Origin of the sequence: Fontimonas sp. SYSU GA230001, from assembly GCF_040066175.1 — a bacterium.
In the GTDB taxonomy this organism is placed as follows: Bacteria; Pseudomonadota; Gammaproteobacteria; order Nevskiales; family Nevskiaceae; genus Solimonas.
Genome location: NZ_JBEAAM010000004.1, coordinates 1 through 11,445, shown reverse-complemented (window position 1 = coordinate 11,445; position 11,445 = coordinate 1). Strand labels below are relative to the sequence as shown.

Below are 11,445 nucleotides of genomic sequence, written 5' to 3'. Positions count from 1 at the left end.
TTCACCCAAGTTCCCGGACGTCGGACCCACCGCGCATGTCAACCCAGCCCAGCAAGACGCTGGAAACCTTCCCGAATCCTGCACCACAGCGCGATTACGCGATTCGCATGCGCCTGCCGGAGTTCACCTGCCTGTGCCCGAAGACCGGGCAGCCGGACTTCGGCACCCTGTACCTGGAGTACGTGGCCGACCGCACCTGTGTCGAACTGAAATCCCTCAAGCTCTATATCTGGAGTTTCCGCAACGAAGGCGCGTTCCACGAGGCCGTGACCAATCAGATGCTCGACGACCTCGTCGCCGCGACACAGCCACGCTTCATGCGCCTGACCGCGGTGTTCAACGTGCGCGGCGGCGTCTATACGCACGTCAGCGCCGAATACCGCAAGGCCGGCTGGGCCGGCAGCCTGCCGCCGCCGGCGTGGCACGTCGATCCGACCGGCCAGGGGCAGACACCATGACCTTCGAAGAGCTGCTGAAAGTCCAGTGGTCGGAGTACGCGGAGCGCCACCGCGACCGCGTCAACCTGCTGATCCACATCGTGGCCGTGCCGCTGTTCTGGATCGGCAGCATCAACGCGCTCGGCGCGCTGCTGTTCTCAGGCCTGTTCGCCGCGCTGGGCGGGCTGCTGTTGATGGCGCTGTCGCTGTTCGCCCAGGGCATCGGCCACGACCGCGAGGCTTTGCAGCCACAGGCCTTCGCCGGGGCCTGGGACTTCGTCCGGCGCATCGTTGCCGAGCAGTTCATCACCTTCCCGCGCTTCGTGCTCAGCGGCGGCTGGCTGCGCAACCTGGAAGCCGGCAGCCGGTAGCGCCTAAGGCGGATAGCCGGTGATCGCGCGGATGCGCGCGTACAGCGGTTTGAGCTGGCGGTACATCTGCTGGTAGACCTCGCGGTACAGCGCGTCGTAGATCTTCACCGCCTGCGGATCCGGCTCGAAGCACCGGCCGCTGCGCGTCATCGCGCGCACCGCCGCCGGATAGTCCGGATGCACGCCCAGCCCCACCGCGGCATTGATCGCGGCGCCGAGCGCAGAAGTCTCGTACACCTCGGGGCGCTCCGCCGGCAGCGCGAACACGTCCGCGGTGATCTGCATCGCCTGGTCGGACTGCGATCCGCCGCCGGCCACGCAAAGCCGTGTCAGACGCCGGCCGATGCGCTTCTCGATCTGCTCGCGGCCGCTGCGCAGGCCGTACACCAGGCCCTCGAGAATCGCGCGGTAAAAGTGCGCACGGGTGTGCACGTCGCCGAAACCGATCACCGCGCCCTTGGCCTCCGGCCCCGGATCGCGCACGCCCGGTGACCAGTACGGCTGCAGCATCAGGCCCATCGAGCCCGGCGGCACCGTGCGGATCAGATCGTCGAACAGCGCCTCGACCGGCACGCCGCGCTCGGCGGCGAGCGCCTGTTCGCGGTGCGCGAACTCGCGCTTGAACCAGGACACCATCCAGAAGCCGCGGTAGATCTGGATCTCGGTGTTGTACGCGCCCGGCACCGCGGCGGGGTACGGCGGCAGCATGCGCTGCACCTCGACATAGCGGGACTGCGTGGTGTTGATCGTCGCGGTGGTGCCGAAGCTCAGCTGGCCGACGTCCGGATCGAGCACGCCGCAGCCCAGCACCTCGCAGGCCTTGTCGGCGGCCGCGGCGATCACCGCCAGGCCGGCCGGCAGGCCCAGCGCCTCGGCCGCCACCTTCGTCAGCGTGCCGAGGCGCTGGCCCGGCGGCACGAGGCGCGGCAGCTGTTCGCGCCGCACCGCCACCGCCTGCCACTTGAAGTCGCGCGGGCCGGCCCAGTCCAGCCTGCGGTAGTCGAACGGCACGAAGCCGACCTGGCAGCCGACCGAATCGACGTATTCGCCGACCAGGCGCTGGCTCAGCCAGCCGGACAGGAACGGGAAGTGCGCGGTCTCGCGCCACAGCGCCGGCTCGTGCTGCGCCAGCCAGTTCGCCTCGGCCTCGCGCTGCAGGTGCGCAACCAGCGGCGTCGCGCCCGCCAGCGCGAACGCCGTGCGCCAGAGCGCGGACAGCCGTGGCGGCGCCGTGCAGCGGCGCTGGTCCAGCCACAGGATCGCCGGACGCAGCACGCGGCCCTCGCGATCGGTGCAGATCATCGTCGCGCGCTGCGTCGTCAGCGTCAGCGCGCCGATCTCGTCGGCCCGCACGATCCCCTGCTGCCACAGGGCCTGGCAACTGTCGGCGATGGCGCGCCAATAGACCTCGGGATCCTGCTCGGCCCAGCCCGGCTGTGGCGAGACATAGGTCGGCTCGAACACGCGCTGCGCCTTGGCCAGCAGACGGCCCTGCGCGTCGAACACGATCGCGCGCGCGCTTTGCGTGCCGACGTCCAGACTGAGGATGCGCACCGGTTTCACGCGGCACCCGGCAGTGCGTGGCGGGCCTGCCAGTACGCGCGATAACGCTGCGCCTCCTCGGCGCAGCGCGCGGCGCTCCAGTCCAGCTCCTGCGCGCACAGGTCGAGAATGCGCGGCAGATAGGCTTCGCCGCCCTGCTCCGCCACCAGTCCCAGGCGCGTGCGCCGCATCATCAGGTCGTCGAGATGGATCACCGCTTCGTGCCGCGCCGCCCAGCGCAGCTCGGCCCAGCAGTACGGCGTATCGCCGACGGCCTGCAGTTCGTCGGCCGGCAGTTCGCGCAGCAGCGCGTCGGCCGCGGCATCGCCCAGGCGGCCGCGCAGCCGCAGCTGGTCGGTGGCTCGACTCGGCGTGAACACGGGCCGGTCGGGCCCCGGATCGAAGCGCGCGGCCTGGCGCGCGACCTGCTGCAGCACCTCGCGCGCCGTGGTGCGGAACGTGGTCAGCTTGCCGCCGGTGATGCTGACCCAGCCCGGTCCGCTCCACAGCGCCGACTCGCGTGACTCCGCGGACGGATCGGCCTTGCCACTGTCCACCACCGGACGCACACCGGCATAGCTGCTGATCGCATCGCTGGCCTGCAGGCGCAGCCGCGGAAACTGGCGGGTCAGACCTTCGAGCAGATACGCGACTTCGGCCGCCGAGATCCGTGGTTCCCACGGATCGTCGGTATGGTCCAGATCCGTGGTGCCGTAGAGCACCGCGCCCTCCCAGGGGTAGGCGAACACCGGACGCCCATCGCGCGGATGCAGCCAGGACACGGCATGGTGTAGCGGGAAACGCTGCGCCCGAAACAACAGGTGGCTGCCGCGCAGCGGGCGCAGCTTCGGTGCGCCGGGCGGCGCACCAGGCAGCTGCGAGGCCCATACGCCGGTGGCGTTGACGACCACGTCCGCGGTCAGGTCACGCTGCGCCTGTGTAACCGCGTCCTGCAGGCGCACGCCGCGCACGCGCCCCTGCGCCTGCACGATCTCCGCACGCACATGGTTCAGCGCCGTTGCGCCCAGCGCCCGCGCTTCGAGGATCAGACGCAGCACCAGGCGTGCGTCGTCGGTGCGCGCGTCCTCGTAGAGCATCGCACCGCGCAGGGCCTGCCGGTCGATGTCCGGCTCGGCGGCGAGTGCCTCGTCGGCCGGCAGCCAGCGCGAGCGGCGCACGCCGGCCATCCAGTCGTACACGCGCAGGCCGATCTGCATCAGCGCGCGCGACGGCTTGCGGTCGGCATGGATCGGCATCAGGAAGCGCAGCGGCTCGACCAGGCCGGGCGCCTCGTCGAGCAGGCGCTGGCGCTCGCGCACGGATTCGAGCGTCAGCCGCCACTGGCCGTTTTTCAGGTAGCGCAGGCCGCCATGCACGAGCTTCGACGAACCCGACGAGGTACCGGAGGCAAAATCGCGCGCCTCGACGAGCAGCACGTTCGCTCCGCTGCGCACCGCCTCGCGCAGGATCCCGGCGCCGGTGATGCCGCCGCCGACGACGATCAGATCGTAATGCGCGTCGAGCGCGTCAATGCGTGAGGTCATCGGGCCGCTCGTGTGCCGCGTGCTCGGGGATCAGCTGGTCCGCGACCGTGGTCAGCAGCATCGGCGGCCAGGTTTCCTCGACCGCATCGAGCATGCGCCGCGACAGCTCGTCGTCGAGTTCGTGCAGCGCGCAGGACCGCTCCCACGTGCCGCGATCCGGCCACTGTGCATACGCCACCAGAGTGCCATTGTCGGTGCGGTGCAGACGCGAGCCGCGCGCGCCACGCTGTTCGAGCAGCACCGCGGTCAGCAGCGCCCAGGCATCGCGGAACTGCGCTTCCCTGCCCGGCTTGATGCGCCACTGATAGACGACCGCGAAACCGCAGCGCGTCGTGCGGCTCATTGAAACAGCTTGCCCGGGTTCATCATGCCATCGGGGTCGAACTCGCGCGCCATCGCGCGGATCAGGTCCATGCCCAGCGCACCTTTCTCGGCCGGTAGATACGGCGCATGATCGACACCGACGCCGTGCTGGTGGCTGATCGTGCCGTCGTGGGCGACGATCGTCTCGGATACGCGCGTCTTGAGGCGGCGCCAGCGTTCGAGATCGGCATCCGGGTCGCCGGCGGAACGGAACACGAAGGTGGAGTAGATGCTGCAGCCCTGCCGGTACATGTGCGACAAGTGCGTGAAGGCATGCACGCGCTCGTTGTCGGCCGCCAGCGCGTCGCGCGCCGCCTGCTCGATGGCGCGCATCAGTGCAGTCGCCTTCGGCCAGTTGACGCAGGTTTCGACCGTGTCGGCCGCGTAGCCGAGATCCCACAGCGCGTTGCGCAGCAGCGGGCCCCGGAAGCGGTTCTTCGCCCAGCCCTTGCCGATCGACTTGCCGACGTGCACGCCGCGGAAGCGACGCGCGACCGCCAGCGCGTCGCGGCGCATGCGCCGGCATTCCGCGACCGATCCGGTCACGCCCATCATCAGCATGCACTGCCCCTGCTGGATACCGCGCATGCCCAGGTAGCGCTGCAGCCAGCGGATCAGCGCCGCGTGCCCGGCCAGCCGCAGCTGGGTCTCCGTTTCCACTTCATTGGACAGGCGCAGCATCGACAGCGGCAGATCCGCCTGCACCAGCGCGCGCGTGGCCTCGATCGCCGAATCCCAGTCCGGGAAGAACACGCCGTGAAAGTCCTCGCAATCCGGGATGCGGCGCAGGCGTGCGGTGACCTCGGTCAACAGGCCGAGCCGCCCTTCCGAACCCAGCACGGCTTCGCGCAGATCCGGTCCGGCCGAGGACGCAGGCACACCGCCGACGCGCAGTTCGCCACGCGGCGTGCTCAAGCGCCCGGCCGCGAACAGCTGCTCGATGCGCCCGTAGCGCAGCGATTGCTGCCCCGATGAACGCGTGACCACCCAGCCGCCGAGGGTGGAGTACGGATAGGACTGCGGATAGTGACCGAGCATGAAGCCATGGGTGCGCAGCTGCGCTTCCACCTGCGGACCCGGCGTGCCGGCGCCCAGCGTCGCCAGCCAGGCGCGGTCATCCACCGCCAGCAGGCGGTTCATGCGTTCCAGCGAGATATTGACCACCGGGCGATCGGTCCGCGGCACGTTCAGGTGCCCGACCACGCTGGTGCCGCCTCCGTAAGGTACGACGATCGCGCCGAGACTGCGCGCTGCGGCAAGCACCTGTGCCGCCTCGTCGTGGCGCGTCGGCAGCGCGACAGCGTCGGCATACGGCCCCATGCGCCCCGAACGCATCGCGACCCAGTCGGGAAAGCTGTGCCCGCGCGCATGCACGAGGCGCAGCAACGGATCGGTCTGGAACGGACTCGTCGCGGGCAAGCGGCTCTCCGGCACCGTCGCCAGCGCCTGTTCCAGTGTCGCGTCCTGCGGCGCACTGCCGGGGCCGACCCGCTCGCTCAGGAATGCCCGCGCGTCCTCACCCAGCGCGAACTCGTCGCTGTCCTCTCCCCAGCCGTTCCAACGCCGCACGCCCGTTCTCCGTCATCGCGAGTGGGGCAGTATAGGCAGACCCACGGGCTGCGGCTTGACCGCAGATGCCACGCAGTATCAGGCGGCGCGCGCGACAGCCCCGGCAGTGGCGTTGACGCGACGCAGCGTCTCGACCGTCACCCAGGGCAGGACCCCGAGCTCACCCTTGAGCGCACGTGCCGGCGCACCGGGCTCGCCCAGACTGCTGACCACCAGCGCGGCACCGGCGAAATCCTGTTCGAGCGTGTCGCTGTTGACGGTGATCACCGTGGGCACACCGGCCGCAGTCGCCGCGCGGAACCCCATCTCCGAATCTTCCAGCGCGACGCATTCCGCAGGTCTGACGCCGAGCCGGCGCATGGCCAGACGGTACAGGTCCGGTGCCGGCTTCTTGTGTGCGACCTCTTCTCCGCTGGCGATGACCTCGATCTCGGCGGCCAGTTCGGGACCCATGCAGTACTTCAGCACCGGCTTGAGCGTCTTGAGGCTGGCATTGGTCACGATCGCCAGCTGAAGGTTCTGCTGGCGCGCCTCGCGCATGATGCGCGCGATGCCGGCGCGCAGCGGCACGCGGCCGTTACGCATACGGCGCTTGAAATACTTGGACTTGAGTTCGTGGACCTTCGCGACCCAGGCGTCGAGATCACGTTCGACCTCCGCCTGCTCCGCACCCAGATCGGGGCGATAGTGCTCGATGTAGTGCTTGAGTCGTTCCTTGCCACCCGGCAGCTTGAGCAGCCGCCGGTACAGCTTGGGGCCCCAGCGCATCTGCAGGCCCAGCTTGCGAAACGCCCGGTTGTAGGCGGGCCGATGCCCCAGCGCCTCGGTGTCGGCGAGTGTCCCATCGACATCGAACAGCACGGCCCGCAGAGTCATTGCATGGTCCGCTGCAGCGGGAATTTGCCGGATTGCATTCAACAGGCGATCAGCGTGTTACGAAGCTGAGTTAATGTAGCATGCGGTCTCGCGACATTTGTGATCCATTTGGCGGATCTGCCGGACATCTCATCCTCCCCTGCACCGACCTACCGCGGTCGCTTCGCACCGACACCCAGCGGCCCGCTGCACCTGGGCTCGCTGCTCACGGCGCTGGCGAGCTGGCTGCAGGCGCGTGCGCACAACGGGCGTTGGCTCCTGCGCATCGACGACCTCGACCGCGAGCGCTGCCGGCCCGGGATGGCGGACGTCATCCTGCGGCAGTTGGAAGCACATGGACTGCACTGGGATGATCCGCCCCGTTACCAGACTCAACACCTCGACGCATACCGCGACGCGCTGGCGCAGCTGCGCGCAACCGGCGCTCTCTATGCCTGCGGCTGCTCACGTGCACGGCTGAAAGCGGAGTCACGGCCCGGTCCGGAGGGGCCGATCTACTGCGGTCGCTGCCGGAACCGGGCGCTGCCGGAACAGAACCGCGCCCTGCGTCTGCGCGTCGGCAACGAGACGATGGCGTTCGACGACGGCTGGCAGGGCACACAGCGCTGTGTGCTGGCCCGCGACATCGGCGACTTCGTCGTCTGGCGGCGCGACGGCCTGCCGGCCTACCAGCTCGCCTGTGCCGTGGACGAGTCGGCGCAGGGCATCACCGAAGTCGTGCGCGGCTGCGACCTGCTCGGCTCGACGTTCATGCAGCGCTACGTCATGGATCGGCTGCGGCTGCACGGCCCCGCCTACCGCCACCTGCCGCTGTTGATGGCGGCCGATGGCCGCAAACTGTCGAAGCAGAATCACGCACCGCCCATCGACGCTGCATCGGCCGGACGGAATCTGCTGCGTTGCCTGCAGGCGCTGCGTCAGCACCCTCCAGCCGCACTGCACGGGGCCGACGTTGCGGAAATCCTCGCCTGGGCCGCGGCGCACTGGAACCCCGACCGGGTACCGGCGCAGCACGGCGTGCAAGTGGAGCCATGGGCCTGAGTCTGGCATGATGCCCCGCAGCAAACGCACTGCAACATTCGAGGCGAATAAAGGGCTTATGACCGAACCGCGCATCATCAAGAAGTATCCGAACCGGCGCCTCTACGACACGCACATCAGTCGTTACATCACGCTGGAGGAAATCCGGCAGTTGGTCCTCAACCACATCGACTTCCGCGTCGAGGACAAGCGCACCCAGGAGGACATCACGCGCAGCATCCTGCTGCAGGTCATCGCCGAGCAGGAAGAAGGCGGCAACCCGATTTTCACCACTGAGCTGCTGCAGTTCATCATCCGCTACTACGGCGATCCGATGCAGAAGAGCATCGGCCGCTATTTGGAACTGTCCGCGCGCATCTTCCAGGAACAGCAGCACCATTTCACCGAGCAGTTGCGCGACCTGCTCGGCCAGGCCCAGCAGCCCCTGCAGACGCTCAAGGAACTGGCGGATCGCCAGGTGCCGATCTGGCGCTCGATCCGCGCCGAGTTTCTGCGCAATCTGTCGTCCACCGCCCGGTCGATCAAACGCCGCGCCGGAATCGACGAACAGGATGGCAACCCGACCAGCTGAAGTCGCTGGATTCCTAGGGAAAAGGCCCGCTGCCGTCATGGTGCAGTGCAGCGCACCAATGACGTGCACGTCACCAATCAGCGTGGTCACACGTGCAAGGCATTGACGAAAAAGACTTTATTCTTGGACAGCCATTATTGACATCGGAGTCAGCCGTCCTTATACTGCACTGCAACATGATTCGGAAATAAAGAACCCGGCGCGATCGCTGGGATCTGCCGGGTCTGACCAGTCTCCTCCAGAAAGGCCATGCGCCTTTCTCGCACCTTGCCCCCCAATCCCCCGGGGGGCTCTTTTTTTGTCCGCTGCGTCGGCGGACGGTCTTCACCTCTCTCCCCAGAAAGGCCCTCCTGCACAGCGAGTCTGCGCGGAGGTCAAAAAAGAGAAGGCCGGATTCTTGCTCAGAATCCGGCCTGGATCAAGCAATTAGACGGCCGATTCGACGTCCAGCGCCTTCATCGACAGGCGGATCTTGCCGTCGCGGCTCACTTCGAGGACCTTGACCTTGACCATCTGGCCCTCCTTGACGATGTCTTCGACCTTCTCGACGCGCTTGTCGGCGAGCTGCGAGATGTGCACCAGACCATCCTTGCCCGGCGCGATCGTGACGAATGCACCGAAATCCATGATCTTGGCGACCTTGCCCTCGTAGATCGCACCGACCTCGACATCGCGCGTCAGCGCGGTGATGCGGGCCACGGCGGCCTCGGCCGCCTTGCCATCCACCGCGGCGATCTTGACGGTGCCATCGTCGTCGATGTCGATCGTCGTGCCGGTGTCGCGGGTGATCGATTGGATCGTCGCCCCGCCCTTGCCGATGACTTCGCGGATCTTGTCCGGGTGGATCTTGATCGTCGTGATGCGCGGCGCATACGGCGACAGCTCGGTGCGCGGCTTGGCGATTACCTGGTTCATCTGGGCGAGGATGTGCAGACGCGCGGTCTTCGCCTGCGTCAGTGCCTGCGCCATGATCTCGCCGGTGATGCCGGCGATCTTGATGTCCATCTGCAGCGCGGTCACGCCGCTCTCGGTGCCGGCCACCTTGAAGTCCATGTCACCGAGATGATCCTCGTCGCCGAGGATGTCGGTCAGCACCGCCCAGCGGCCTTCCTCGAGGATCAGACCCATCGCCACGCCGGCGACCGGCGCCTTGATCGGCACGCCGGCGTCCATCAGCGACAGGCAGGCGCCGCAAACCGAGGCCATCGACGAGGAGCCGTTCGACTCGGTGATCTCGGAGACCACGCGCACCACGTACGGGAACTCCTTCTCCAGATCCGGCATCACCGCGGCGACGCCACGCTTGGCCAGTCGGCCATGGCCGATCTCGCGGCGTTTGGGTGCATTCAGGCGGCCGGTTTCGCCGACGCAGTACGGCGGGAAGTTGTAGTGAAACAGGAAGTGCTCGTGCCACTCGCCATCGATGGCATCGATGATCTGGTAGTCCTTGCCCGTGCCCAGCGTGGTGATCGCGATCGCCTGCGTCTCGCCGCGGGTGAACAGCGCCGAGCCGTGGGCGCGCGGCAGGACGCCGGTGCTGATCGCCAGCGGGCGCACGGTGTAGCGGTCGCGGCCATCAATGCGCGGCGCGCCATCGAGGATGCGGTTGCGGACGATCTTGGCCTTCAGCTCTTCCAGTTCGGCCTTGAGCTGGTTCTCGGTGAACGGCGCGTCGGCCGGGCGCGCAGCCTTGGCCGCCTTGACGACCTCATCCAGCTTGCCGTAGCGGGTCTGCTTGTCCGTATAGCCGTAGGCTTCGGCGATCTGGCTCTCGAAGGCGGCCACGAAGGCCTTGACCGCGCTGCGATCCGGTGCCGTCCACTCCCACTTCGGGCGTCCGGCCTGCGCCGCGAATTCGTTGATCGCGTTGATCGCCGCCTGCATCTGCTCGTGACCGAACAATACCGCGCCGAGCATGACCGGCTCGGGCAGCATCTTGGCCTCGGACTCGACCATCAACACGGCATCCTTGGTGCCGGCGACGACCAGATCCAGCTCGGAGCTCTCCAGCTCGGTTTCGCTCGGATTGAGGATGTAGTTCCCGTTCTTGTAACCCACCTTGGCGGCGCCGATCGGCCCCATGAAAGGCACACCGGACAGCGCCAGCGCCGCGGAGGCGCCGAGCATCGCCGGGATGTCGCCATCGACATCCGGGTTGAGCGACATCACCGTCGCCACGATCTGGACTTCGTTGTAGAAGCCTTCCGGGAACAGCGGACGGATCGGACGATCGATCAGGCGCGAAGTCAGCGTCTCCTTCTCGGTCGGACGACCTTCACGCTTGAAGAAACCGCCGGGCACCCGGCCGCCGGCGTAGAACTTCTCCATGTAATCGACCGTGAGCGGGAAGAAATCCTGCTCGGGCTTGGCATCCTTCTTGGCGACGACGGTCACCAGAACGACGGTTTCATCGACACTCACCATCACCGCGGCGGTGGCCTGGCGGGCAATGGCGGCAGTCTCGAAAGTCACGGTGCGATTGCCGTACTGGAACGACTTGCGCACAGGTGCTGCGGGAGTGGCTGGAACGGCCATGGGTATTCTCAATTGCTAAGGCTGGCCGCCGTGCGGGCGGCGGAGGTCAGGGACTTGCACGCATCGCCAAAAGCGAAAGACCCCAGTGACACCCGGAGGATCACTGTGGGTCTTCCGTCCCTCGACGACGTGCGATGCTGCGATCAGCGGCGCAGTCCGAGCTCGGCGATGAGCTTGGAGTAGCGGCCTTCGTCGGAATGCTTGAGGTAGTCGAGCATCCGCCGGCGCTGATTGACCATCTTGAGCAGCCCACGCCGCGAATGGTTGTCCTTCTTGTGCTGCTCGAAATGCGGGGTCAGCGCGTTGATGCGCTCGGTAAGCAGCGCGACCTGCACTTCGGGCGACCCGGTGTCCTTGTTGTTGCGGGCGAACTTCTTGACCACGTCCGCCTTGCGTTCTGCCGTCACACTCATTGCTGCCAGCTCCAAACTTGAATAATCGTCGATCGTTGCAAAGTCCAATATATTAGCTTTTTCCACAGCATGATCACAAGGCGGAGCCTCTTCCAATGACACATGAGCCTGAAGGGGGTGCGTGATTCCAACGTGAAGTGAGCCTGAAAGGCCGGCGGGGCGGCGGGATCATCGGAGGATGAT

11 protein-coding genes are annotated in these 11,445 nt (G+C 67.3%); 4 read left to right on the top strand and 7 right to left on the bottom strand.

Annotation, left to right across the window (positions count from 1 at the left end; genetic code table 11):
• Positions 1 to 35 precede the first annotated feature (35 nt).
• Together queF and AAG565_RS02165 are read left to right on the top strand one after the other, a co-directional pair.
• Entirely contained in the window at positions 36 to 458 is a 423-nt protein-coding gene (gene queF / locus AAG565_RS02170; RefSeq protein WP_348817903.1) for a preQ(1) synthase, read from the top strand.
• Positions 455 to 808, top strand: coding sequence for a terminase (locus AAG565_RS02165; RefSeq protein ID WP_348817902.1), 354 nt, complete (start codon positions 455 to 457; stop codon positions 806 to 808). Before queF ends, AAG565_RS02165 begins: the two co-directional genes overlap by 4 nt.
• A 3-nt stretch (positions 809 to 811) precedes the next feature.
• On the opposite strand, the gene AAG565_RS02160 is transcribed toward AAG565_RS02165, so the two are convergent.
• From AAG565_RS02160 to AAG565_RS02140, 5 genes are all read right to left on the bottom strand, one after another.
• Positions 812 to 2,371, bottom strand: coding sequence for an FGGY-family carbohydrate kinase (locus AAG565_RS02160; protein WP_348817901.1), 1,560 nt, complete (start codon positions 2,369 to 2,371; stop codon positions 812 to 814).
• A complete protein-coding gene (locus AAG565_RS02155) occupies positions 2,368 to 3,894 on the bottom strand; it encodes a glycerol-3-phosphate dehydrogenase/oxidase (RefSeq protein WP_348817900.1) in 1,527 nt (508 codons plus the stop codon). The genes AAG565_RS02160 and AAG565_RS02155 overlap by 4 nt, the downstream gene beginning before the upstream one ends.
• Complete coding sequence (locus AAG565_RS02150; RefSeq protein ID WP_348817899.1) at positions 3,878 to 4,237, bottom strand: antibiotic biosynthesis monooxygenase; 360 nt, start codon at positions 4,235 to 4,237, stop codon at positions 3,878 to 3,880. The genes AAG565_RS02155 and AAG565_RS02150 overlap by 17 nt, the downstream gene beginning before the upstream one ends.
• On the bottom strand, positions 4,234 to 5,826 hold the full coding sequence (locus AAG565_RS02145) for an FAD-binding oxidoreductase (RefSeq protein WP_348817898.1): 1,593 nt from the start codon (positions 5,824 to 5,826) through the stop codon (positions 4,234 to 4,236). Before AAG565_RS02145 ends, AAG565_RS02150 begins: the two co-directional genes overlap by 4 nt.
• Before the next feature lie 78 nt (positions 5,827 to 5,904).
• Positions 5,905 to 6,702 carry an HAD-IA family hydrolase gene (locus tag AAG565_RS02140; RefSeq protein ID WP_348817897.1) on the bottom strand — a complete coding sequence of 266 codons (798 nt, stop codon included), beginning with the start codon at positions 6,700 to 6,702 and terminating at the stop codon, positions 5,905 to 5,907.
• 99 nt (positions 6,703 to 6,801) lie between these two features.
• Here AAG565_RS02140 and gluQRS point away from each other — a divergent pair, with 99 nt between their 5' ends.
• Complete coding sequence (gene gluQRS / locus AAG565_RS02135; protein ID WP_348817896.1) at positions 6,802 to 7,743, top strand: tRNA glutamyl-Q(34) synthetase GluQRS; 942 nt, start codon at positions 6,802 to 6,804, stop codon at positions 7,741 to 7,743.
• Positions 7,744 to 7,801: 58 nt separating this feature from the next.
• Positions 7,802 to 8,314, top strand: a complete 513-nt coding sequence (gene phaR, locus AAG565_RS02130) for a polyhydroxyalkanoate synthesis repressor PhaR (protein WP_348817895.1) — start codon at positions 7,802 to 7,804, stop codon at positions 8,312 to 8,314.
• 426 nt (positions 8,315 to 8,740) lie between these two features.
• On the opposite strand, the gene pnp is transcribed toward phaR, so the two are convergent.
• Together pnp and rpsO are read right to left on the bottom strand one after the other, a co-directional pair.
• Positions 8,741 to 10,849 carry a polyribonucleotide nucleotidyltransferase gene (pnp, locus tag AAG565_RS02125; protein WP_348817894.1) on the bottom strand — a complete coding sequence of 703 codons (2,109 nt, stop codon included), beginning with the start codon at positions 10,847 to 10,849 and terminating at the stop codon, positions 8,741 to 8,743.
• A 143-nt stretch (positions 10,850 to 10,992) separates the two neighbouring features.
• The gene (gene rpsO / locus AAG565_RS02120; RefSeq protein ID WP_348817893.1) at positions 10,993 to 11,262 is read right to left on the bottom strand and encodes a 30S ribosomal protein S15; all 270 of its coding nucleotides are present in this window, start codon (positions 11,260 to 11,262) and stop codon (positions 10,993 to 10,995) included.
• Positions 11,263 to 11,445 lie beyond the last annotated feature (183 nt).